18 protein-coding genes and 1 pseudogene are annotated in these 23,816 nt (G+C 51.8%); 17 read left to right on the forward strand and 2 right to left on the reverse strand.

The annotated features are described in order from the left end of the window. Positions 1-166: 166 nt before the first annotated feature. The 16 genes and pseudogenes from GO013_RS10435 to GO013_RS10505 all read left to right on the forward strand — a co-directional run bounded on the left by GO013_RS10435 (position 167) and on the right by GO013_RS10505 (position 16,237). Positions 167-712, forward strand: coding sequence for a rhodanese-like domain-containing protein (locus GO013_RS10435; RefSeq protein ID WP_163810852.1), 546 nt, complete (start codon positions 167-169; stop codon positions 710-712). A 350-nt stretch (positions 713-1,062) separates the two neighbouring features. Further along, entirely contained in the window at positions 1,063-1,236 is a 174-nt protein-coding gene (locus GO013_RS10440; protein ID WP_163810854.1) for a hypothetical protein, read from the forward strand. Between the two features lie 33 nt (positions 1,237-1,269). Then, complete coding sequence (locus GO013_RS10445) at positions 1,270-2,358, forward strand: cytochrome c3 family protein (protein WP_163810856.1); 1,089 nt, start codon at positions 1,270-1,272, stop codon at positions 2,356-2,358. Positions 2,359-3,033: 675 nt separating this feature from the next. Beyond that, positions 3,034-5,940, forward strand: a complete 2,907-nt coding sequence (locus tag GO013_RS10450; RefSeq protein ID WP_163810858.1) for a hypothetical protein — start codon at positions 3,034-3,036, stop codon at positions 5,938-5,940. A 29-nt stretch (positions 5,941-5,969) separates the two neighbouring features. Then, positions 5,970-7,130 carry a putative sulfate exporter family transporter gene (locus GO013_RS10455; protein WP_163810860.1) on the forward strand — a complete coding sequence of 387 codons (1,161 nt, stop codon included), beginning with the start codon at positions 5,970-5,972 and terminating at the stop codon, positions 7,128-7,130. An 8-nt stretch (positions 7,131-7,138) separates the two neighbouring features. Beyond that, positions 7,139-7,294, forward strand: coding sequence for a hypothetical protein (locus GO013_RS17010; RefSeq protein ID WP_203529544.1), 156 nt, complete (start codon positions 7,139-7,141; stop codon positions 7,292-7,294). Positions 7,295-7,307: 13 nt separating this feature from the next. Continuing rightward, positions 7,308-7,511: a hypothetical protein gene (locus tag GO013_RS10460; RefSeq protein ID WP_163810862.1), complete on the forward strand. Its 204-nt coding sequence runs from the start codon at positions 7,308-7,310 to the stop codon at positions 7,509-7,511. 16 nt (positions 7,512-7,527) lie between these two features. Next, positions 7,528-7,824 carry a helix-hairpin-helix domain-containing protein gene (locus GO013_RS10465; RefSeq protein WP_163810864.1) on the forward strand — a complete coding sequence of 99 codons (297 nt, stop codon included), beginning with the start codon at positions 7,528-7,530 and terminating at the stop codon, positions 7,822-7,824. Positions 7,825-7,833: 9 nt separating this feature from the next. Then, positions 7,834-8,292 carry a cytochrome c family protein gene (locus tag GO013_RS10470; protein ID WP_163810866.1) on the forward strand — a complete coding sequence of 153 codons (459 nt, stop codon included), beginning with the start codon at positions 7,834-7,836 and terminating at the stop codon, positions 8,290-8,292. Between the two features lie 10 nt (positions 8,293-8,302). Further along, a complete protein-coding gene (locus GO013_RS10475; RefSeq protein ID WP_163810867.1) occupies positions 8,303-8,503 on the forward strand; it encodes a DUF1573 domain-containing protein in 201 nt (66 codons plus the stop codon). A gap of 15 nt (positions 8,504-8,518) precedes the next feature. Further along, positions 8,519-9,001, forward strand: a pseudogene (locus GO013_RS10480) (hypothetical protein); the annotation flags it as partial. A gap of 6 nt (positions 9,002-9,007) precedes the next feature. Further along, positions 9,008-11,092: an ATP-binding protein gene (locus GO013_RS10485; protein ID WP_163810869.1), complete on the forward strand. Its 2,085-nt coding sequence runs from the start codon at positions 9,008-9,010 to the stop codon at positions 11,090-11,092. After that, a complete protein-coding gene (locus GO013_RS10490; RefSeq protein ID WP_163810871.1) occupies positions 11,085-12,440 on the forward strand; it encodes a sigma-54 dependent transcriptional regulator in 1,356 nt (451 codons plus the stop codon). The genes GO013_RS10485 and GO013_RS10490 overlap by 8 nt, the downstream gene beginning before the upstream one ends. A gap of 176 nt (positions 12,441-12,616) precedes the next feature. Further along, on the forward strand, positions 12,617-14,128 hold the full coding sequence (locus tag GO013_RS10495; protein ID WP_163810873.1) for an aryl-sulfate sulfotransferase: 1,512 nt from the start codon (positions 12,617-12,619) through the stop codon (positions 14,126-14,128). A gap of 262 nt (positions 14,129-14,390) precedes the next feature. Further along, on the forward strand, positions 14,391-15,833 hold the full coding sequence (locus GO013_RS10500; protein ID WP_163810875.1) for an aryl-sulfate sulfotransferase: 1,443 nt from the start codon (positions 14,391-14,393) through the stop codon (positions 15,831-15,833). Between the two features lie 74 nt (positions 15,834-15,907). Further along, the gene (locus GO013_RS10505) at positions 15,908-16,237 is read left to right on the forward strand and encodes a helix-hairpin-helix domain-containing protein (protein WP_163810877.1); all 330 of its coding nucleotides are present in this window, start codon (positions 15,908-15,910) and stop codon (positions 16,235-16,237) included. A 115-nt stretch (positions 16,238-16,352) separates the two neighbouring features. On the opposite strand, the gene GO013_RS10510 is transcribed toward GO013_RS10505, so the two are convergent. Beyond that, positions 16,353-18,863 carry a sigma-54 dependent transcriptional regulator gene (locus GO013_RS10510; RefSeq protein WP_163810879.1) on the reverse strand — a complete coding sequence of 837 codons (2,511 nt, stop codon included), beginning with the start codon at positions 18,861-18,863 and terminating at the stop codon, positions 16,353-16,355. A 228-nt stretch (positions 18,864-19,091) separates the two neighbouring features. Between GO013_RS10510 and GO013_RS10515 the strand changes: the two genes are divergently transcribed. Further along, positions 19,092-20,771 carry a sensor histidine kinase gene (locus GO013_RS10515; protein WP_163810880.1) on the forward strand — a complete coding sequence of 560 codons (1,680 nt, stop codon included), beginning with the start codon at positions 19,092-19,094 and terminating at the stop codon, positions 20,769-20,771. 13 nt (positions 20,772-20,784) lie between these two features. Here GO013_RS10515 and GO013_RS10520 read toward each other — a convergent pair whose 3' ends face one another. Next, positions 20,785-23,805 carry a hypothetical protein gene (locus tag GO013_RS10520; RefSeq protein WP_163810882.1) on the reverse strand — a complete coding sequence of 1,007 codons (3,021 nt, stop codon included), beginning with the start codon at positions 23,803-23,805 and terminating at the stop codon, positions 20,785-20,787. Positions 23,806-23,816 lie beyond the last annotated feature (11 nt).

Below are 23,816 nucleotides of genomic sequence, written 5' to 3' on the forward strand. Positions count from 1 at the left end.
ATGTTTTCATTGTATTGACATTCATTTATCGATCGCATAGTAGTTGTTTTGATGGATATAGTATATCCTTCATGTTGTATTTTATTGTATACTGCTTGGGTTTTGAATGGTCAGTATTTTATGGTTTGAACAATCTGTATCAATTCACCAAATCAAGGAGAAGGTTATGAAACGATTGTGGACTGTGTTTATTGTACTCGCCCTCACATGTTGTTGTGCTGCTGTTGCTTTCGCAGAGGAAGATCTTCGTGCGAACGAGAAAGCGTTTCATCAGGAAATCTCGAAGCTGGTGCCTGCCGACAAAGTCGTGACCATTGAACAGTTCAAGGGTATTCATGAAGAAATCCTGGCCGGAAAACGGAAGGCCTATATCATCGATTGCCGGACCCATCCTGAATTCTATGCTTTCCATATTGAAGGTTCAGACCATATTCACGCCGGTCACATGTACACCATTCCCAAGAAGATTAAAGATCCTAACGCCGAAATATACTGCCTGTGCCGGACCAACCACCGCAGCTTCTATGTTGGTGGTTTTCTGTATAAATACGGCTATACCAATGTGCATGTCGTCGATGGCGGCCTTGTTGGTTGGGTCAAGGCCGGTAATCCTGTGGTGAATCAGTTTGCCGGAAAATTCGTGGTCATCGAGTACCACAAGAACTTTGACGAAGCTGGCAAGTACCGCGTGCGTGAGTTCCACCCGTACTAAGTCGGTGAGATGTGACATGGCGCATGGTGAAACACTGTGCGCCCAAGAAACCATGTGTGATTGAAAAAAGCATATTCACGAGATTTGACGGTTTTTGATTGAGGAATGGCAGGATTCCGGCATGAAATATTCCGGTTGTGCAGAGGCTTTTCGTGGTGGTTCCTGCGGATTTTTTGTTGATGAACTGTCGAAATACGCTCGGGAATGTTGAATGGTACATGGTCACCGCGTTATCAAGGGGCACTGAGCCTGTGGCGGGTGCCCCCTTTGTGTTGTAAAGAGGGCGGTTCAGTCTTTTTTGCTGCATTGAGACATGATGTCCGTGTACAATCGAACAAGGATTATTGCTCATGTATTGGATTCGCATCACTTCCACGTTGTTGTTCCTGCCGTTACTCTCATTTTTTACGCCGTCATCGGTCCTGGCTTCGGGATGTCTGGATTGTCATACTGATGCGGCAAAAATCAAGGAATTGTACACGCCTCCGACCGTCGAGTTCAAGGTGGACGAAGGAGAGAGCTGAGCGGGTGCGCTCCCTCCAGTTCGGAAGGAAGATATGTACAAGGGATTTGTGGTGAGCCGTGAAGCCGTCAAGGATGATCCGCACCTTGCCGAAGGGTGTTCCAGTTGCCACGCAGGTGACGAGTCCGCTTCCACGCGGGAAGACGCGCATACCGGGTTGGTCGCTCGACCGTCGGATGAGCCTGAGCGGTGTGCTGAATGTCATCCTGACATTTCAGAAAATTATTCGAAATCGTTGCATTATACTGCGTCCGGACTCAAACACGGTGTCGCACCGCGTTTTTCCGAGAAGGAAAGGAAGCAGTTTGAGAGCACGGTTTTTGAGAAGAGCTGTCGAAGCTGCCATGCGTCCTGTGGTGACTGTCATGTCAAGGGACCGCGCATCGCGGAAGTGACCACCGGGTTGCTGGACGGGCATCGATTTGTGCGCAAGGACGATGAAAAGACCTGTGGTTTTTGTCATGGTGGCCGGGTCTATCCCGAGTTCACTGGCCAGTACGGGGTCGTCAAGGACGTGCATTATGAAAAAGGCATGACCTGTACGGATTGTCATTCCATGCAAGAGATGCACGGTGACGGTACGGCCTATACCGGGCGTCGTCAGGTTGCGGATCGGCCGAATTGCAAAGAATGTCATACCCCGGCGGCAGCGGAAAAGGTCAAGGCCAGTGGTCGGAAACCTGGTCCGGACATGAATGTGTCTGACAAAGCCAAACAGGCTCACGCCGATCATGACGGGCTATTGAGTTGTCAAACGTGTCACGCGTTGTCCACGTACAAGCATTGCACTAATTGTCATTTGGGCAAGGGCGCGGAATCAAAGTCTGGATTCATTCAGGGACGGAATCCCAGCAATCCCGATCAGGTGACGACCTTGCGGACCGTTCCGGCAGCACGAGATACTTTCGCGTCTGTTGGAATTGCCATGGAAAATTATGACAAGGTTCCCAACTACTGGGACGCTGCGCCGCATGTCATTCGTAAGACAACCGAGCGTACCGGCAACTGCGTGCTCTGCCATCTCGTCAAAAATTGTTATCTGAAACCGTCAACACTGCTCAAGGATGGAGCCAAGGCCAATGAGAAGTTGGTCTATCAGCCAAAGCCCATCCCGACCAAATAGCGAAGGTTTTGAGACATTCTGAGGTCACCCTTTCGAGGGTGCCCTCAGGCTGTCGATAAAGGCCCACTTGCTGCGTTGCTGCGAAAAGGTCAGATCCTCGCGTACCCAAAGTACGCGTCGGCCCTGACCTTTTCTTGCGTCTTGCATGTGAACCTTTCTCGACAGCCTGCCGGATTGATTACAAAGGTCCACTTGCTGCGTTGCTGCGAAAAGGTCAGATCCTCGCGTACCCAAAGTGCGCGTCGGCCCTGACCTTTTCTTGCGTCTTGCATGTGAACCTTTCTCGACAGCCTGCCGGATTGATTACAAAGGCCCACTTGCTGCGTTGCTGCGAAAAGGTCAGATCCTCGCGTACCCAAAGTACGCGTCGGCCCTGACCTTTTCTTGCGTCTTGCATGTGAACCTTTCTCGACAGCCTGCCGGATTGAAGTGTGTTGAGGCTGTTCTTGTGATGGTGGCCTTTTCAGGGGGACGAACTGTGCGTTGTGAGGGACACTGACACACCCAGTGTGCGGTGGTACGCACAGTCCTGCTCAAATGGTTATTGAAGCTTTCCCGTTCAAAGTTCTTATAAAACAGTGTGTTATGATTATGTTCTGCATTGGTACGGTTCTTGTTCTATAGCTGCCATCACGTGTCATCGGACATTGAATTCAGCTACTCAGGAACAAGAGAATGAAAAACACAGTACGACTTCTGGCCATTGCGTTGGCGATCGTTTTTGCCGTGCCCATGATGGGTGTGGCTGCCAGCGATCCGCACGGATTGTCCCCGGCTGCGGATATGACTTTTTTGCCGCATCTGGCAGGCTTGAGAAACAAGGTTTTCAAGAACCAGTATGGACAAAAAAAACATGTGTCCGAAGCCATTATTTTACGCGGCAGCGAGATCAAGGACGGCGCGGCCCAAGTGCAGCCCGGCGGGTTGTTCTATCTTTCGGAAACATCACATGATGCGCGGCCGTTCATGCGCGATCCATTTTTGATTTTGGGTGAACACGCCTACCTTGTGGACATCAATTCCACCAAACGGGTCTTCACGGATTTTGCCCTGAAAAAAGGGGACCGCAAACCCCTGGGCGATACCGGCTATCGGGTGTGGTTCGATTATTCCACCGACCATTATGAAAAGCCGTATGCCGAACTGGCCGTGGTGTCGCCATCAGGCGGCTGGCCGCTTGAATTCCCCATCTCTACCGTGTTCCCCGGCCGTGAAAATGTCAGGAAACTCGCCTTGAAAGAAGGGCTGAATCCCCAGTTGCACGATTTCTATCTGGACAACACCTATTATTTCGGTGCCAGCAAGTACGTTGCCAGGTCCATTGATTTCGATCGGGCCGAATTCGCGTCCATTGAATTTCCTGAAATTACGGATGCGACATTTTCCATGCAGCGACCGATCATTCTCGAAGTTCGTCAAGAGGATTATCGGTTCTATGGCAACAAGCGCATATACGCCTTTCGTCAGCCGAATGGTTTTCTTGTGCGGGTGACCAACTTCTCAGGCAGTGAGATTCTGGCCGAAAAATTGGTCAAACCAACATCGGCACAGGAATACAAGTCCCGGATGGATGAAAAGGATTCATATCATTTGACCATCCCGGAATTGGATATGCGGGTCGAGATCGTCATGGACCCGAGTTTCCTGAAGGATTCGGATTTTGTGCCGTGGGCGACCAGCAAATCGCATGGCTATTCGACAGGGCATTTCTCCTTCGTGGTGTACCGGGGGCTTATGACCGTGAAAAATGGACAAGCATGGCCATTGGATTCCCGGTACTCCGTTGTGCTTGAGCCAAACCTCAAGACGGGGATGTTGCAGCGATTGCTCATTGAAAACAATGAGGTGATCCGTTTCGACAACGAAAACGACAGCTATGACGGCCCGGTAAAGTATTCCGATATCTGGAATCGTCCGGCATTCACGGTTGTTGCCAATGATTTTGATGATGACGTTGTGCGCAATCTCTATGTTCGAGATTATTACCTGATGCGCACGGATAACATGGTCATGTGGGATGATGAGGGCCGGACCAATCTGGATTTCTTTCTTGGATCGTCGCCGGTGCTCGAACCGATTATCGAACGCAGTTTCCTGACTCGGCTGGCCGATTCCTCCTATGGAACGGTGGTCGAAGAATCGCAATTCACGTCCTATCCCAAGGTCGTTTCCAATGCGTCATTTTATGAGCCGGATCATAGTGCGCCGTTTGTTCCCCGTCTCAAGGGGTTGATGCGCAGGACTTCCCGGAACCGAAATAAGGAACGTTTGTTGTCCGCAGAAGCCGTCATGATTCGGGGGAGTTATGTGGATTACAAGAACAACCGGATCGTAATCCCGCCGGCCGGTCTTTGCTATACCTCCCGCAATGCCCGGAATATTCGTACTCTGGCTGGCGAGTCCTTCTACTTGTTGGGCAAGCGCGCATATTTGGCCACCTTTACCTCCGGGACATTTGTTCGCAAAAATCTGAATCTGGATTTCTGGAAAAACCAACCCATGGGTGACGGAAACCTGATGTATTGGCAGGACGAGATGCTCGGTGTGCGCAACAAGGCACTTCGGTATACTGGCCAGACCTCGCTTGATGATCGGCCTGTGGCGTCCTTGTCGCTCATGAAATATTCCGGCAACCGTTGGGGGGCACATTTCTATCTCGCTCAGGGGTTCAATGAAGAGGCCAAGGCCGGCAATCGTTACTTCATGCCGGAAGTGTTCTCCGAAGGTGCGACGTACATTATCCCTGAATATATCGGGTCAAATTACGTGAAGATCAAGGAATTCGGCACACCGTCGATTCAGGCGATCAGCTACACGTTCAACAAACCCAAGGCCCATTCCATGGCTGTCGGAGAGACTGCCAAAATCGGGTCGTATCAGTTGACGCTCAACGGGTATGACCCCGAGGCCGGGACCGTGAATCTGGCCTTGCACGACGCCAAGGGGCACTTCGTTGCCCAAAAGGTGCTCGGCCCGTTGGATGCGGCTGCCAAAGAGCTGTTGCCCCAACATCAGGATGTGGCCAGAACCATGCAATTCAAGGTCGGGTCCGTCATGGCGGAACTGGACGTGAAACATCCGTTCAAAAGTGGCAAGGTCAATCTCTACTTTTTTACGGATATTCAGGAATTGGAGCGGGATACACCGTTCGAGCACGATCCACGGTTCATGGTCCGTCCGGATGTGTGCGGTCATTGTTACCAATTGAATGAAGTGCTTCTGGACAACCCGGAGACCATCATTCTGGATAAGGAACACCCCGTATACGAAGGCCCGCGCGATGAGAACGGAAAACCGTTGTTCACCATTGTCGTGGATAGCTTTGACGGCGAAATGGTCCATGCCTGGCATATCGAAACGGAATACAGGAAAAAACACTACTCGACCGAGAACCTCGCGTTTCGCCCCAGAAACAATGTCGATGTGCTGGTGGGTGTCAATGGGACCATTGAAGGCTTTTTGCGGCTTTCCATGCTGCCCCGTCTCGCCTTCAAGGACTTCTGGCGTATCGGGCAACACGCTCCCAGTGAAAAGTTGAGTGGCTCGGTGAATACCGGCGGTTCCGCCCATATTCGTCGGTAGCTGATATCTCCAAGAAAATGAGGAATAGAATGAATACTTCGAGTGCAATATTGAAGAACGAGCTGAACGGGAAGTCCTGGTTCAGTGCGCTGTACAGCCTCAAGGAAGTGCTGCCCGGCCTGGTGGCGATGTTCTGTATCGCCATCTTCAGCAACAGGTTGGTCGGGGTGCCGAATCCGTTCACGCTGCACACTCTGTTCGCGTGGCTGGACGGCGTGATCGGTCCGATCAACCATCAGCCCTTTTTCCAGATCCTGAATTCGAATTTTGTCTGGAATCCGCTGTTGCTCGGGCTGATCATTGGCAATGTCTTTGGGGTGCCGGACAGTTGGAAGCGCGGTCTGTCATATATCCACCTGCTCATGCCATTGGGAATCATCATGCTGGCTCCGCACTTCATGGTCGGACACGCCTTCAAGATCGGTGTGCTCCCCATCCTGATCTGTACCGGTTCCCTGTTCCTGACCGCTACGGTCACCCTGTGGGTGTCCCGATTGCTGAAGCTGGACGATCGGCATGGGGCGGTCATTGCAGGTGGCCTGTCCACGGGTGACCCGCATGTCTGCGCCATCCTCATGCCCCTTGTCAAAGCCAAGGGCGGACAGGTCGTCAATGCTTTTGTCGGAATCATCGTCTTTGGTCTGATCGCCATGCAGATTCTACCCATTGTGGGTGATCTGGTGGGGATCCCGGCCAAGTATTTCGGACTGGCTTCGGTGGTTGGTGTTGGAAATGGTGCGCAGGCAGTCTCCACCGCATTTGGCCAGAGCTATGAAGCTGGCCGGTGGGCCGGTTGGTTCGATATCGGCCGCCATGTCTTCATGCCCGCCGGGTTCCTGTATGTCTTCATTGTCATGTTCATCCGCAAATTGCGGGATCGGCACAATGAAAATATCCATGCCACCAGAGGTATCAAGACATTTCCGATCTGGCTCGGCGTGTTTGTTTTTCTGTGGATTTTGACGTGTCTGCATGTGTTCAAGGAACCCGCGCACCACGCCATTTTTGAAATGGTTCGTTGGGATTTCTCGTTGGCTGCCGCCGCACTCGGACTGTCCCTGTCCTTCAGGGATATCGGCAAGGAAGGGGTCAAGGGATTCTTCGTGACCTGCATTGCAGGGATTGTCCGAATCGTGGTGCTGCTCGCAGTGATCCTGCTGTGTGTCAAAACTGGCCTACTGCCGGCCTAAGGAGTCTGATGATGCAAAGAAAGAGTCACACGACCGATCAAAACGGATTCGATTTCATGGCGAATACCGGGCGGGAAGAGCAGAACCGGGACACGCTCGGTATTGTCTTTTCCCTGGTTATTATCGCCGTCATAACTCTCAGCCAATACTTGGGTATGCTCTAGGAGGCATGTGACAATGCATGGCATTTATTACGTCATTCTGCCGCTTTTCGCGGTCTTGTTGGTCCTGTTGTCCGCATCTGCCCTGTATATGGGGGTATTTCGGGCACATGGAGACACGGTCTCATATACGAAAAAGGTTTTTTCAGGGATTGCCAGTGGAGTTGTTTCCTGTCTGGTCTGGTCCATTTTGTACAGCCACCACTTTCTTGGCTGGTAATTCTCAGGAGGAAAAAATGAAAAACATGATTATCGCTTTGGCCCTTTTCTTGACTGTTGCTGTGGCTTCCGTTCCCGCTTTTGCCGGAGACAACGATGGTAAACTCAATTTGAATACCGCGACTGTTGAAGAATTGGTGGCCGTGGAGGGGATCGATCAGCCCATGGCTGAGGGCATTATCGAATTGCGCAATGAAAACGAGGAATTCGTGGACATGGATGAGCTGTTGGATGTGGACGGCATGACGCCAGCTTTGCTGCGTAAGTTGTCGAAATTCCTGTATCTCGAAGCGGCATCGTCCTGTAACTGTTAGGGAGCCAGCATGAACCGTTCTGTCGTTTGCTTGATTGTTGCCGGCCTTTTTCTGGCAGCGGGATCAATGGCTCATGCCGAGCTGTTTGGCGACTATGTGGGCTATACCGCGTGCGCTGAATGTCATGCCGACATCGTGGAAGGATGGAAAACCACACCCCACGCCCACGCCTTTGAGACGCTCAAGGAACAGGGGGAGGAAAAGCAGCAGGTTCAGGGCTGTGTTCAGTGTCATGTGGTGGCAATGGATGCGGATGGCGGTTTCATGGATATGGAACTGACTCCCGAACTCACGGACGTTCAATGTGAATCCTGCCACGGCCCGGGGTTGGCGCATGTCGAGTCCCAGGACCCCGTGGACATCATCAGTGTCCCCGACGAAGCGTCTTGCCGGACCTGCCACACTGAGGGGCAGGACAGGAATTTTGATTATCGAGTGAAATCCCAGTTTGTTCATGGGAAAAAATAAGGAAATATTCATGCTCAGAAAAATGCAATGGATGGTGTTGGCCCTTGGGATGTTGTGTGCATCTTCGGCCATGGCCGCGCAACCTGTGTCCATTAGTGACATGAAAGTCGATTTCGGCACCATGACCGAAGGTCCGGTTGCCAGCAAGACCGTGACGCTCACCAATATCAGTAAGGAGGTTGTCACGATCAAGAACGTGTCAACGTCTTGAAGCTGCACCACCACTGCTCTGGGACAGAGCAGCATCAAACCCGGTGCTTCGGTTGCCATGACCATTCGGTATAATACATTCAAGTACCCGGGAAAGTTTGACAAGACCATCACGGTCAGCACTGGTGACGGTCCGGAAAGTCAGCAAGTCATCCATATTGTCGGCTTTGTCGATCCCATTCCCATGGGCGTCATGGAGGTGACTCCGCGCAAGACTGTGGTGAAGGGACTGACAGCGGGCACGCCTTGTCCGGCCACGGTGGTTATCAAGAATGGCGGAGACGCGCCTATGACAATGACGTCCATTGTGTCTCGGAAATTCAAGACAACGTACTGGGAAGGAACGCTGATTGTGGATTCAGGCCAGAGTGCGTCGGTGACATTTGACGTGACACCGTCCAAGACCGGGCGATTCATGGACATTATCATGCTGTATTCTGATGCCAGAAACGACATTGGAAAAGGATACAAGGCTGTCCTGATCGGGCAGGCACAGTAGGGCGGCATGAAAGGAACATGCCTCGCATCGTGCGATGTTTCGAAGGTTTCCCCTGGCGATATTTCGCCAGGGGAAATTTGTGCGTTGTCTGATGTGCTGAAAAACGGACTGGCGGACCTCAGTCCTTTCAGGTACTGCAAGCCCATGCGTTTTTTCTTGTACATCCTCACATGTTTTTCTTTTCTTTTCTTTTTTTCATGTACAGATGCATTGAGTCGTCCCACCTACAAGGTGGGTATTCGTGCTATTTCACCACCATTTTCTTTTCTTGCCATGCAGGAAGGGGTTCAAGGAGTACGCGGTTGCTCCATCGACGAATGGGTTTTGCTCGGCGAATTGCTTGACGCAGATATTGAATTCGTTCTGGTGGACAGTCTGGCTGAGTATCCTCGGATGTATGCCGAGGGACGGCTCGACCTGATGGCACACGGTGCGCCGCCTTCATCTCGATCCTCTTTTGTCTTTATCCCTCTTGGATATAGTCTTCGGAATCATTTATTTGTCAATTCAATGGCTTCAGTGGGTGATGATTTAACCGAATTGGCCGGGAAGCGCGTGGTGGCTATCACTGGTGCCCCATACAGTCCTCAAGTGGAATTGGGTGGTGATGTGATTCGGGTGACGTCTCCGTTAGAAGCCTTGAGTATGCTGGATCGAGGGGTGGTGGAGGTCTTTGTGGCTCCATCTGAACGGGTGGCGGATTATTTAATTCATCAGAACAAGTTTTCCCACATCGAGAAAAAAGGAAAGGTGTTGGGAGAAATTCCGCTCGGTTTGTCCGTGTCCAAATATGACAGACAATTTTTGGCGGACCTGACGGCAGCGGTTCGGCATCTGCGGGAAACCGGTAGCCTGGCCCAGCTTCGTGATAAGTGGTTCGATTCGGCGTCTCACAGAGACAGTCTTGCCCATTACGCAAAACATATCGGTCTTGCGTTTGCGGTCATTGGTTTGATTTTTGTCGGATTCGTGCTGTGGAATGTCTCGCTCAAACGGCGAGTGGAAAAGGCCTCCAGTGATCTGCAACGCACGGAACAGCGGTATCGCGATTTGATCGAGTCATCGCCTGACATGATTTTTTTGGTCAATGAAGCCGGTGAGATCCTTCATGCCAATGAACGGGCGCATTCCTTTCTCTTTTTTCCCCGGCAAAGTGCTGTCGTGAATATCGGTCAGATCATGGTGCCTGAGGATGTTGAGGAAATCAGTGCCTTTTTGAAAAAAGTTTTCAACGACGGGTGTGACAAACTCGAAGTCGGCATGGTGAGTGAGGCTGGCAACGTCATGGAAGTGGAGATTGCCGGACGAGTCATTCAAGGCCCGATTCAAACAGAGCTACTGGCCTGCTTGTTTGCGCGCAACGTCACGGAACGCAATCGTATGGAAGAAGAGCTTATACAGTCTGAACGCCTCGGTATCATTGGAAAGATGGCGGCAAGTGTGGCCCATGAAGTGAATAATCCCCTCGGCATCATTCAAGCCAATGCCGAGGACCTGCTCTTTGAGCCAGATGTCTCGGATGGTGTGAAAGAAGGGTTGTCCGCCATTCAGCGCAATGCCATTCGGGCCGGTGAGATTACCAAGGGACTCCTCGAAGCCGCGTCTCCAAAACCAATTTCTCTGGAAAAAGTCAATGTCGGTGACATGATCGATGAATCATTGTCCCTGCTTGGTCCCAAGGTCAAAAAAAGCAGAATTCGCATCACGGTGCAGGATGGGCCATTGTTCATCCGAGGAGACAACCGGGTGTTGCAGCAGGTGGTGGTGAATCTGGTGTTCAATTCTTTGGCGAGCATGAATGAGCACGGGGTGATCGAGATCATGGCCTGGCGGCAGGATCTGGGCGGTTTGCAGACCGTGCGGCTTGAGGTCAAGGATGAAGGTCGGGGCATTCCACGGGAGAATCTGCCACGTATTTTCGAACCGTTTTTCACCTCTCGAAAGGGTGGTTTCGGTCTTGGCCTCTTCATTACCCGGCGGATGGTTGAACGGCACAGCGGTTTGATTTTCGCGGAATCCGCTGTGGGGGAAGGAACGCGTATGGTGATGGAATTCCCTGCATATCAAGAAAAGGACATGAAGAATGCCTGAAAAGATACTTCTGGTAGATGACGAACAGGAATTGCTGTCGGTTTTGAAACGGTCGTTGAGCCGTCAGGGATTCGTGGTGCATACGGCCTCGTCCGGCGAAGAGGCGTGGCATGCCCTGTCGGAAATCATGTACGATCTGGTCATCAGCGATCTGGCCATGGAACCAATGGGTGGTCTGGATTTGCTCAAACAGGTTCGGACCATTGACACTCTTTTGCCCTTCATCATGATGACCGGGGCCGGGTCGATCGAGACTGCGGTGGAAGCCATCAAGCTCGGGGCTTACCACTACATCACCAAGCCGTTTAAGACTCAGGAATTGGCCTTGCTTGCCCGTCGAGCCATCGAACACGGTCAGTTGCACCGGAAACTCGAATCTTTCAACGCTCAAGAAGAGGAGAGCAAGGAGGCCATGGTTGTCGGGCATAACGCGGTTGTTCAGCAGATGATGCACACCGTTGAAAAAGTGTCTGGTTCTGATGCCCCGATTCTGATTCAGGGAGAAACGGGAACCGGAAAATCCATGTTTGCAAAGCGGATTCATCGGTCCAGTTCCCGGGCCGACAAACCGTTTTTTACCATTGATTGTGGCTCGCTTACGGAAAATCTGTTGGAAAGTGAGCTGTTCGGCCATGTCAAAGGAGCCTTTACCGGTGCGACTCGAGCCAAGCGGGGGTTGCTGGAAGAGGCGCAGGGCGGCACGATTTTTCTTGATGAGATTGGCGAATTGTCCCCTTCCACACAGGTCAAGTTGTTGCGGGCCATTCAGGAATTGGAGATCAAGCCAGTGGGCGGGAATACCTCGCTGCACATTGATGTCCGCTTTTTATCCGCAACCAGTCGAGACCTCGAAGAAGGGGTGGAAACAGGCGATTTTCGTAAGGATTTGTACTATCGTCTGGCCGTGATTCCATTGCGCTTGCCTCCATTGCGGGAGCGGCAGGACGACCTCATGCTGTTCGTGGACTATTTCGTGCGGAAATTCAACAGTCGCTACAACAAGGATGTCACGGAGTTGTCGCCGAGTGCCATGCAGATGCTTCTTGATTCCCCATGGAAAGGGAATATTCGCGAGCTGGAAAATGTCATTGAACGGGCCGTGTTGTTGGCCGACGGAAAGAGCATCACCCTGGAATCCCTGTGTGCCAATATCAGCCCGTGTTCCCATGTGGCGGCAGAAAAGATCGGACAGGTCGTGGAATTGAAAAGCGCGGTGGAAAAGGCGGAAATCGCCGCCATTCGCCAGGCTTTGACCGTTGCAGAAGGGAATCGGTCCAAGGCCGCAAAGATTCTCGGCATTGGCCGTCGCACCCTGTACGACAAGATCGACGCCTACAATCTGTCGTGATCCGAGAGTGTGCGGAATGGAACACAGTGTGCGGACAAAACGCGCGATTGTGTGCACAAAGGATCTTTGTTTTGTATTTAAATATTTGAAATAAAAGAATGTTTTTTTATTCACATGCTGGCACGATTGTTGGAGATAGAGCGTATCTATTGTAACAATCCTTTTGAGGAGGACAGATGCGTAAACGATTGAATATGTACACATTGGCATTGGCCGCATTTTTGGCCGTGGTGTTGACCGTCCCGGCGCAGGCCTACGAGTCTGCGACAGGACCGACCGGCGTCTTGAAATATACCAAGGGAAAAGCGTTTGAAGGGTACACCCTGTTTTCTCCGATGGTCGGCTGCAAAACAACATATCTCATCGATATGGAAGGGAATATTGTTCATACATGGGACTGTGATTATCGTCCAGGTCTGTATGCAGAGTTGCTGCCTAATGGCAATCTGCTCCGTGGTGGCCGTGTCGATCAGCAGAAACAGTTGGAAGCCAAGCTCGGCAAGAAATTGGGCAAGGACGATCCCAAGAAATATGTGTCGGTTGGCGGAGCCAGTGGGTTGGTTCAGGAGATCGACTGGGACGGCAATGTCGTGTGGGAATACAAACTGGCTGAGCCGAACAAGGAAATACAGCACCACACCTTCCACCGTATGCCTAATGGAAATACCCTGATTCTGGCATGGGAGTACATGACCAGAGAAGAGGCCATCAAAAAGGGCCGTGATCCCAAAACTATTCCGACTCAACCCGTTGAATGCGACGGGGCTGAGCATGATGGGTTCTGGAATGATTTTGTTCGTGAGGTCGACCCCGCCGGAAAGACCGTCTGGGAGTGGCATGTTGCCGATCATATGGGCAAGGGTCCCAAGAAATTGGATTTCAATTTCACATTGCCGCAACCTGTTGGCGGTTTGTATCCCAATTATGACTGGTCGCATTTCAATACCGTTGATTACATTCCCGAAACCGACACGATCGTGTTGAACTCGCGGAATCTGTCTGAATTTTATTTCGTGAATCACAAGACAGGTGAACTCGAATATCGGTGGGGCAACCCGTCGGCTTACGATGTCAAGGCCAAGAAGCCGAACTGGTACGATAATGGCGATCAGCAAGTGTTTGGACAGCATTGCGCCACTCCGTTGGACAATGGCAATATCCTCTTGTTCGACAATGGATCAGAGGCCCCGGAAGTCCGTCATTCCCGCGCAGTCGAGGTGAATCCGAAGACCAACAAGGTTGTGTGGGAATTCGCCACCAACCATAGCAGCAGCTTCAACTCTCACCGTCAGGGCGGTGTGCAACGCCTTCCCAATGGCAACACCTTGATTTGTTCCACCCATGGTGGGCATGTCATGGAAGTGACCAAAGACAAGAAGATCGTCTGGGAATTTGTCAATCCGATTGTTTTCGGCAAGGCCAAGTGCGTGCTGACCAACAAGGATGCTATCCCCAACAGCACTGAGGACGCCATGTTCAACATGATTCACCGTGCTTTCCGGTATGGTCCGGACTATGCTGGCCTGCAAGGCAGGGATTTGACTCCACAAGGCTATATCTGCGGCGATGACTGCCCCCGTTTCTTTCGAGATTTCAAACGCGGTGCAGCCCTTGGCGACGACGATGGGTTTGTCGATGACGAAGAGGATACCGAGGAAGAGGATGGTCCGTGCATGCATGCCTACTAAGCCTGCGTAAAACGTGATGTGTTGGCCCCTTCCCGCTGTGTGCGGGGAGGGGCTTTTTCGTGGTGTTTCATGTGTGCGACCATCCGTACAGCGTGTTGACAAGTGTGCATGTCAACGCACTCCAATACGTGTTGCTGTCTGTCTATTATGTTGAAATAGTTGATAAATATTGTTCGGCACAGTCTGTGCTTTATGGAACATGAACGTGCATAATCAAATCCGGTGCAGCCAATGCTCTGGATGTGAAATTTAAGGAGAGGATATGAAAAGACGTCAGTTTTTAACCGGTTGCGCAGCGTTGGCCGCAACTACTCTGGTCAATCCTATGGAGGCCATGAGTTTTCCGACTGTTTTTCCGCACGGCACGACCATTTACAAACCGGGTAAGTGTTGGAACGGGTATACTGTTTTCGGCACCGAGGTCGAGTCTGAAGGAACCGTGCTTATTGATATGAATGGCACAGTCGTCAAACAATGGAAGGACATTTGCCAGGCCGAACATCCGCCCAAATTGTTGAAGGGTGGGTATCTGGCTGGAGCCAAGCGGCCTTCTCCTGAGAAGAAGGGCCGTGCGTGGGGCGATGAATCCTCCACAGATCTCGTTGTTGTTGACTGGAATGAGAAGGTTGTCCGTAAGATTCCTCATGCCGGAATGCATCATGATTACCAGTTCGAGGGGAATTCCGTTGGGTATCATACCCCGGGAAGGCCTGTGGCCAACTACAAGGGCAAGATGCTGATCCTGTCCCACAAGTTTACCCACAATTCCAAGATTACCAAAAAGCAATTGTATGACGATTATATCGTTGAGGTAGATAAGAACGGCAAAATCATTTGGGAATGGCTGGCTTCAGACCATTTTGACGAAATGAATTTCCCGCCGGAATTCAAAAAGACCCTGCGTAAATATCCCACGTATTCCATGACCCGGACACCGGGCCAGAAAGGTGGAGACTGGATTCACGTCAATGCGGCATCCTACCTCGGTCCGAACAAATGGTATGACGAAGATCCCAAGACTTATGCCATGTTCAATCCCGAGAACATCCTGATCTCCAACCGTCAGACCAATACATCCTGCATCATCGACAAGAAGACGGGCAAGATCGTGTGGCAGATCGGACCGTATTACTACAAGGATTCCGTCTGGGAATTCAATGGCAAACGGTACAAGAAGGCATACAAGAAGCTTGGCCAGATCATTGGTCAGCATCACACGCATATGATTCCCCAGGGACTGCCCGGCGAAGGGAATATCATGGTCTACGACAACGGTGGATATGCCGGATATGGTCCGCGCAACCCCGGTGCACCGTATGGCTGGTCCAATGCCCGTCGTGACTATTCCCGTGTCATCGAGTTTGATCCCCGCACCCTGAAAATTGTTTGGGAACATTCTGCCAAGCAGATGGGAATGCGAAATAAATATCAATTCTATTCGGATTATGTATCGTCCGCACAGCGGTTGCCCAATGGCAATACCCTCATCACCAATGGTGCTGTGGGGCAGTTCCAGGAAGTCACCCCGGATCATGAAATTGTGTGGGAATATATCAGTCCCTATTACACCAAAAAGGGGAATTACAATCTGGTTTATCGGGCCATGCGCGTACCGTATGACTACGTTCCCCAGTTGAAACATCCCACGGAAAAAGCGGTTACACCGCCTGAGAATACGACATTCCGTATCAAGGCTGATTCATAAACACCTCTTTGGATAGGGTGATGCTTCCTCCGCATCGCCCTGTCCCCCCATCTTTTCACTACGTAGGAGAACCCATGAAAAAACATATCATTTCCCTGTGTCTGGCCGCGTTGTGCGTCTTTTGTGTGTCCACTGCCTTTGCGCAGGACGATATCGTCAGTTTCAACACCGCCAGCGTGGAAGCGATCATGGCTATTGAAGACGTGGATATCCCCGAAGATCTGGCCAAGGCCATTGTGGACTATCGCACGACCAACGGGCTGTTCAAAAAGGCCGATGACATGGTCAAGGTCCCGGGCATGACCCAGGATTTTCTGGAAGAATTGAATCCGCAAGTCACTGAAGACGGCGATGTGGTCTTTGATCCTGATGCCGAACCCGCTTTGGCTCCATCCAAGTGCTAGTCTTTCTCTCGTGAATGACGAAAGGGCTTCAAGGTATCTTGAAGTCCTTTTTTTTGAGAACTCAATGGGGCTGGGAGCGCAGATCATCCTGCCAATGGCACCGTGTCCGGATTTCTTACTGCGTGACCACTTCGTATCGAGTGGATGGCCCTTTCCCTTGTTTGACAAGCAGGCCTCGTTTGACGAAGTCCTGAAGGTCGTAAATCGCTGTGCGCGTGGGCAGATGCCCGCTGACCAGTTCTTGATATTCCTTGCGGGTGACGGCTTTTTGTTTCTGGATGTGCGGCCAGGCTTCCTTTTGTCGAGCATTGAGCGAAGCGGTGGATGGACATGGTTTCTTGGCTGGTAGCGTTTCGTACGGGGGGGCCGTGTCTGCTGTTTGAGGTCCTGGCTCGGGCGGCGCGGTCGGCTGACTGGGGGGCGTGTTGTCATTTTCCAGCCGGATTTCTTCGGCTTGAATAATGTCGTTTTCCGCCATGACAGCGGCTCTGGTAATGCAGTTGACCAATTCACGAACATTGCCGGGCCATTGATAGTGGACCAGTTTGGCGAGGGCTCCCTTGCTCAGGTCGAGGTTTTCCCGGCCCGCAAGTTGTTCGGCCTGTGTCAGATAGTATACGGCGAGAAGCGGGATATTTTCCTTTTGTTCCCGGAGTGCCGGGGTCGCAATGGAGACCACTTTAAGCCGGTAATACAGGTCTTCGCGGAAGGACCTTTGTTCAATGAGATCGGGAATATCCACGTTTGTGGCTGCAATGATGCGGACATTGACCGACTGTTCCTTATCACTTCCAAGTGGCTTGATCTTGCGCGAGGCAATGGCCCTGAGAAGAGATTGCTGGACTTTGGGAGAAGCGGATTGGATTTCATCCAGGAACAGCGTGCCGCCATCGGCTTCGATGAATGCGCCGTTTCGGTCATCCTTGGCTTCGGAGAACGCGCCCTTGACGTGCCCGAACAAGGCGTCGAGCAGGAGATTCTCATCCAATGCACCACAGTTGATGGCTATGAACGGGTTGTCCGCGTGAACACTGTGCGCGTGGATGGCTTCGGCAACCAATTGTTTGCCCGTACCGGTTTCACCGGAGATGAAAACGTCAACGTCAACCTGTGCCGCCTTCAGAATATTGACTTTCATGGCGGAAATGGCCGGGCCGGTGCCGATGATCTCCGGGATGCGGCTTAATTCGACCTCGGCCAGGAGTTCGCGCTCCCGTTTGAGCGAGGCGCGTTCCCGTTTGTTGACGTTCAGGATCGTTTCATCCTTGACTTGAATTTCAACCACCTGTTGTTTGACCTTTCGAATGATGACATTGATCGCTTTTTGCAGACGCGTGATGTCCGCCCCGCTGTATGGGAGGTCGATCTCTTCCATTTCTTCCAGTGAATTCAATGAGTCCAGACTGGTTGCCAGAGCATGAATCGGGCGGGTGAGAATGCGTCCAAACCAGAAAACAAGACATGAAATCAGGATGATGGCACCCGCAGTGACAAAGAGCATGACATCAAGATTCTTATAGCCTGCGATGATTGGAAGTTGGCTTCTGTCAACAAAGATCACGCCACCGAAGGGGGTGGGGGTGTCGCTGCCGTCGCCCCAGAAACGGACCGGGGCATAGCTGAAATAGAATGAATTGACCACAGATTGACCGACTCGTTTATCCGCAACCTGGGTGAGTCCGTTTTTCCCATTGCGGATGTCGTTGACCGCATCCCAGTATCGACCATGGTTCTCGTTGGGACGAAATGCCGCAGTATGTCCGTCTTTGCCGAGCGTGCCACTGTAGTTCTCCCGGGCAAGGTAGGTGGTCAGTTTTTCATCTGTTTTCGTGTAGTTTTCCGACTGAAAAAGCATCCAGCCATCAATGTTCAGAAAATAGCTGAAACGGAGTTCATCACTTCGTGGAAAGGCCCAGAGTGGAGACTCTTCTGAATTGTACCAGGAGAGAATGTTTCGGATGTCCTTGGCTTTTATGGAAAGATACAAAATGCCGGGAGGGGATGTCTCATCGCCGGGGAAATAGGTATACAACCGAAGTACGCGGGTTTTGACGTAGCGATTAGTCGCGGTGTCGCAGGGGATGGGATAGACGGTTTCAATGATATCCGAAGGCAGGACATGCCCTTGTTTCAGTGTCCCTATTTTTCCCAGTTCCTCAAAGGGGTTTGGTTGTATCGAGTCGAAATCTTCGGCGGGAATTTCCAGAATTTTTCCTGCGTGATGGACCAGCGAGAACGGGCGTCCGCCCGAGGCCGGAATGTACGTCAGTTCGAAATATTGGGGACCACCGGAATGGACGCGTTTTTCCAGTGTGGCGCGTAATGCCTGCGGTTCCATGCTGCCATGGGCAAAGAAAAGCAGATCGATTCGACAGTGGTCGAGAACCGTTTCGACTTCGTGGGCCATGGCCAGCGTGTGCATCTTGACGGATCGTTCTAGCGCGATGTCGATGAAGTCTTCGGAGACGGTATAGGAGGCGTATCCTGTCACCAGGAGGATGGCCACAATGGGGGGGAGCAGGGCCAGCAGCAGTTTCCCGCGCAGCCCGAGTTTGCGGGTGATGAACGATGTGATTCCAGTGCGTTGTGAGTGCGTGGATTGATCGGTCGTGCGGGTCTCTGTCATGGCATCCTCCCTGTCTGGCGAACAATAACTCTATGCGTCTTTTTTCAATCGTTCTTTTTGCGGTTATTCTTCTCTTTTGTGCATGTCAATCATTTTTGGCATACCGGTTGCTTAATTGAAGTGTGGTTTGTTCAGTCTCGCGATATCGTTTTGCGTAATTTGTTAACTGTTTGGAATACATTGATAATCAACATGCGCCTATTGCGCAAAATCAGGCAGTGAATGTTCATGAATAAAAAAACCATGTTTTCTCGGGTGCACCGGCTGCTTTTTTTGACGATGATAATGGTTCCGGCTGTCCCTTTGTGTCTGGCTGCGGGTATCGGGTTCTTTTCCTATGTGGACACCACGAATACCTTTGCCACCGACGCCATTGAACAGGTCGCGGTAGACCACCGGAACATGATCACTGTCTTCCTTGACGAACGGCGGGCCGACCTTGAATCCATTCTCGCCCTTGTGCAGGTTGAATCCTTGTCTGGTCCCGAAGGACAAAAAGAGATGGGGCGTGTTTTGCGTGCTTCGGGCGGGGTTTTTCAGGATATGGGGATTATCGATCCCGAGGGAATACAGACAGCATATAGCGGGCCGTATGCCCTGGTTGGCAAGCGGTATTCAGCCGCTGCTTGGTATCGTGAAACCCGCAAACACGGGTATTATGTGAGTGACGTGTTTCTTGGATACCGGAATGTGCCGCATTTTGTTGTTGCCGTGGCCCGGCGTATTCAGGGACGAATCTGGGTCTTGCGGGCCACGATTGATTCCAAATTGTTTGGGCGGCTGGTGGAACAGGTCAGTATCGGCGATTCCGGTGAAGCCTATATCCTGAATAAAGACGGGGTGTTTCAGACTGATCGACGATCGTATGGAGATCTACTTGAACAGGACGGTTTTGTTTATCCTTCACAGGATTCATCGGTAATGACGTTTACCGGAACCGATACGGATGTGGACTATCTTTTTGCTTCGGCAACCATGAATGACGGCAAGTGGCGCTTGATTGTCCGTCAGAAAAAGGACGAGGCGTTTCAATCCACCATGTTCGCCGTGTATACTGTCGTGTTGATCCTGTTGTGTGGCGGAGTGGTCATTGTTGTGCTCGCAGTGGTTGTCAGTCGTCGCGTGCTGGATACCTTGAAGCGACAGGCTGAAGAGGTTGATATTCTGGAAAATCAATTGCTTCAGGCGGCACGATTGGCGGAACTTGGCGAGATGGCTGCGGGCTTTGCCCATGAAATCAATAATCCGCTTCAGGTGATGAAAACCGATACCGCGTTGTTGGAATTGACCTTGGGTGACCTCGAAGAAAAAGGGACGGATGCGAGTCTGTGTGATGAAGCTCGGGAAGTTGTCGAACAGTTCTCCATCCAGATCGGCCGATGCGCGGCGATCACGCGTGAGATTCTCCGTTTTGGTCGTCATGATGCGCCGGAATTACAGCCGTTGGCATTACCCACGTATATCCCCGAAGTCGGGGCCATGGTCCAGGGGAAGGCTGAGGTCCATGGAATCGATTTGCGGTTTGACGTGGATGAGAATGTTCCCATTATTGCCGCTGATCCCGGGCAGTTGCAGCAGGTGCTTATCAATTTGTTGAATAACGCCATTTATGCCGTGGTTGACCGACATGGTCCCGAAGGCGGTGAAATTTCCGTCTCTGTCAGAAACGTGCAGGGCAGTGCGGTTATCCGGGTGGCTGACAACGGGACCGGAATGTCTCAGGATGTGCAAAGCAAGATATTCCTGCCATTTTACACGACAAAACCTCCGGGACAGGGCACGGGCATGGGACTTCCCGTCTGCCATACCATTATCGATTCACTCGGTGGTGAATTGACCGTGGAAAGCACCCGGGGTCAAGGGACAACCTTTGTCATGAGTATTCCCGGTCTGTCCATGCGCCGATGAGAATGTCTCAGCTTTAAATATCTGGTCGGGTGCGATAGGTGGTCGCCAAGCTGTCGAGTTCCCGTAAATATTCTGGGTATCGAAGCAGGTAAAATGCCAGTGCTTTTGGGAAGTTTCGCCCGACGAGGCCATCCACGAACAGACGTGCGATGGTCTTTTCTTCGGAGAGGATTTGTTGCGATGCCATGAATACTTCAAGCTCATCTCGGTTCATTGCTTCCAGGGCTTCTCTGAGGGCTTCCCGCGCTCGGGGCTTGTAGGTGCGGATGTAGAGTAAATCAAGGGCGTTGGCGATGACTTCCGGCGTGTGGCTCGATTTTGCTTCATCGGACAAACGAATGAATTCCTTGGGAGAATTGAGCGTCTTGAGCATGTCCCGGGTTGGGAATTCGATTTCCAGTTGCGAGAAAATTTCAATAATTTGTCGGATTTTTTCTGAATAATCCCAGTGCCGCATGGCAATATTGCGCCCCCGGTCGGCAAGTCCTTCGATAACACCGGCAGCACAGTCCGAAGCGAGTTTTGAAATGACCGCAGCCCAGAGTTGCAGGATTCCGGGGATGTCTGAAGCTCCGGCGGCAAACAGCATGGCCCCGATGGCCGCATTGAAGAACATGGCGACGGGAATGGACAGGATGCTTCTGAAAAAATTGCCGATCGCGGCTTTTCGTGGCAGGCCACGAATAATGTTGTGACTGGATATGTATACCCCGTTTGTGATGGCCATGATCGTATACAGCAGCAACGGATTGGTTGCGGTGGTGATGCCGAGTCCCTGATCGAGCAGAACGGATTTGCAGAGCCAGTCCAGCAATGGCACGGAAAAACCGGTGTAGAGCAATGAATCGGAAATCCGTTCCCAGTCGATATAATCGTTCCAGCGCAGATAGGGCGAACGGCGCAAACCGCCGCCTCCGAGGATGGACTGAATCACGTTGCGCAGGCCGGTGATGGAAAACCAGATGACCCCGCCAAGATAGGCCAGTACCCACCAATCCTTGGTCAGGGCAAATGTCAGAAATGCCGGGATGAATCCAATGAGAATCTTCGCCGCGTTTTTGAGCGAGGTGTTGAACGTGCCGGTTGACGGATGATGTGGGGATTTTTCATCCTCATAGAGGCTCAATCCGTTGCCTTCCTGATTCATGCCGCCCAGCGAGACCACATTGCCACATCCTTCCTTGTCCACCTGGTATCGTGCAATGTGCCAGCGATGTCTGGTCGCGCAGGTCAGTCCACGCAGCCCCGGCATGTGGCACAGGGCTTTGGCAAGGCTCATTGAACGGACGAGACGATTGCGCGGTGGTATGAATTCGATGGATTGCGAGGCAATACCGGAGACCGGGATGCAGTTGGTTGTGGACCGTTTGCGAATTTCCTGCTGTGTCCTGAACGGGAGCGTATCCACGACCGCAAAGCCCATGCCATGGGACCGGGTCGATCGGCCGGTGGACCCACTGCCTATTTTTGTCCTGAGCGGAGTGCGTTTGTACTGGTTGAGTAGTGCGCTGAAGTCGGACAGGATGGCCATGAGCCGCTTGGCTCTATCTGTGGCCTGTGGAGTGTCTTCTTCGGTGATTTGTTCGATGCACTGGCGGATCGTTCGTTTGAGCGTGACCGCGTTTTGTTCGTTCAAGGATTTTTGGAGGAGGCTGAACGGCTTCCGTTGCCGGACGATGAATTCGGTCAGACTTTTGCTGTTGAAGACTTCGAAATGAGAGATTCGGCCCTTGCAATCGTAGAGCACTTCAATGGCATCCGATAAGTCGAGTTCTGAAAGAATGAGCGTCAGTTGGCTGGTATGGCTGACTTTTCGCAGGCGGTAGGTCAATGCTGCGGGCGAGAGTTTAAGCAGCTCCGGGTCTGATCCATCGGTCGCGGGGCTATCCGGATTCGGGATCTTCGGATTTTCTTCGGGCACCAAATACCGTGCGATAATGGTGTCGGAGTCCAGCGAGTCCAGCGATTCCAGATGCATGGCTATGGAGGCCCGGGTATCGTAATCAGATTTTGAATATTCGGCTTTCAGCTCTTCGACCCGGTCGATGAACAGGGGCAAGGCCACTTCGTGAATATGGTTCCCGAGATGAAAAATGGACGGTTGGCCCGTGCCGATGGTCTTGGCAACATCCTTGTAGTCGATGTGCGGAAGTTCAATACCGAATTCCTGCTGAATGGATTTTCGGTGGATATCGTTGAACGCTTCGGTGGCCGCTTGCACATATTTGGTTCTGTGGGTTTGAATCTCCCGGCCTTGTTGCATCAGCTCTTGAACCGCTTCCTGATTGAAAAAACCGTTGATATCAGGATCATTCTGCAATGCGTCCGGCCCCCAGACGATCTTGATGAATCGATCCCCGAAACGGGCCTTGTATTCGATACCCACGGAGACGGTGATCCCCAGAATCTGTGCCGAGGCAAAGAGTTCTCTGGCCACGGATTGTTCCATGAAATCATAATAGACGACCGTCAGACGGCGGATTCCCTTGATCCACGCATCCATGATGAGATGGGTGGCAGATTTTCGGCCCTTGCTGTTGGCATCGTGAACCCGGTCGTCAAAGGTGACCTGGTTCCACTCTTCCGGCATTTCGAGCAGATGATATTTCTTGAGTTGCTGACGGATAAAACGGGTTTTGCCCAACGCTGCACGACGGAATTCATGGGCCAGTTCCAGTTGTTTTTCCCTATTGCCTCTGGCCCGGATGAGTTCTTTACCTATTTGGAGCAGGACTCTGGCCCGGTTGTTCCGCATTCCGCCACTGGCGGCAGACATGGTTTCATCCCGAAGCGCGATGAGTGCCTTGGTCCGGTCCGAAGCCTGGTCCGATTTGAGAGACTGCAACAGGTGCATGATGGCATAGGCGATCCGCAGACCGCGTTCCGCCGCCAGTTCCTTGATGCCATGTGGCTTCAGATACGGCTCAAGCAGGGTCTTGAAGTTTGATCTGTCAACTTCTCGCGTCAACAGGTCATCGAGAATCTCAAGCAGTTTGTAGTCGTTCTTATCGTAATGCAAAAAGTCAGTCAGCACCGTTCTCTCCG

This window comes from Pseudodesulfovibrio sp. JC047 (assembly GCF_010468615.1).
Classification (GTDB): Bacteria; Desulfobacterota; Desulfovibrionia; order Desulfovibrionales; family Desulfovibrionaceae; genus Pseudodesulfovibrio.

What these genes read in the sequence shown, in the direction of transcription:
- GO013_RS10435 (WP_163810852.1), top strand. Translation starts at nt 167, where the DNA reads ATGAAACGATTGTGGACTGTGTTTATTGTACTCGCCCTCACATGTTGT.
- GO013_RS10440 (WP_163810854.1), top strand. Translation starts at nt 1,063, where the DNA reads ATGTATTGGATTCGCATCACTTCCACGTTGTTGTTCCTGCCGTTACTC.
- GO013_RS10445 (WP_163810856.1), top strand. Translation starts at nt 1,270, where the DNA reads ATGTACAAGGGATTTGTGGTGAGCCGTGAAGCCGTCAAGGATGATCCG.
- GO013_RS10450 (WP_163810858.1), top strand. Translation starts at nt 3,034, where the DNA reads ATGAAAAACACAGTACGACTTCTGGCCATTGCGTTGGCGATCGTTTTT.
- GO013_RS10455 (WP_163810860.1), top strand. Translation starts at nt 5,970, where the DNA reads ATGAATACTTCGAGTGCAATATTGAAGAACGAGCTGAACGGGAAGTCC.
- GO013_RS17010 (WP_203529544.1), top strand. Translation starts at nt 7,139, where the DNA reads ATGATGCAAAGAAAGAGTCACACGACCGATCAAAACGGATTCGATTTC.
- GO013_RS10460 (WP_163810862.1), top strand. Translation starts at nt 7,308, where the DNA reads ATGCATGGCATTTATTACGTCATTCTGCCGCTTTTCGCGGTCTTGTTG.
- GO013_RS10465 (WP_163810864.1), top strand. Translation starts at nt 7,528, where the DNA reads ATGAAAAACATGATTATCGCTTTGGCCCTTTTCTTGACTGTTGCTGTG.
- GO013_RS10470 (WP_163810866.1), top strand. Translation starts at nt 7,834, where the DNA reads ATGAACCGTTCTGTCGTTTGCTTGATTGTTGCCGGCCTTTTTCTGGCA.
- GO013_RS10475 (WP_163810867.1), top strand. Translation starts at nt 8,303, where the DNA reads ATGCTCAGAAAAATGCAATGGATGGTGTTGGCCCTTGGGATGTTGTGT.
- GO013_RS10485 (WP_163810869.1), top strand. Translation starts at nt 9,008, where the DNA reads ATGAAAGGAACATGCCTCGCATCGTGCGATGTTTCGAAGGTTTCCCCT.
- GO013_RS10490 (WP_163810871.1), top strand. Translation starts at nt 11,085, where the DNA reads ATGCCTGAAAAGATACTTCTGGTAGATGACGAACAGGAATTGCTGTCG.
- GO013_RS10495 (WP_163810873.1), top strand. Translation starts at nt 12,617, where the DNA reads ATGCGTAAACGATTGAATATGTACACATTGGCATTGGCCGCATTTTTG.
- GO013_RS10500 (WP_163810875.1), top strand. Translation starts at nt 14,391, where the DNA reads ATGAAAAGACGTCAGTTTTTAACCGGTTGCGCAGCGTTGGCCGCAACT.
- GO013_RS10505 (WP_163810877.1), top strand. Translation starts at nt 15,908, where the DNA reads ATGAAAAAACATATCATTTCCCTGTGTCTGGCCGCGTTGTGCGTCTTT.
- GO013_RS10510 (WP_163810879.1), bottom strand. Translation starts at nt 18,863, where the DNA reads ATGACAGAGACCCGCACGACCGATCAATCCACGCACTCACAACGCACT.
- GO013_RS10515 (WP_163810880.1), top strand. Translation starts at nt 19,092, where the DNA reads ATGAATAAAAAAACCATGTTTTCTCGGGTGCACCGGCTGCTTTTTTTG.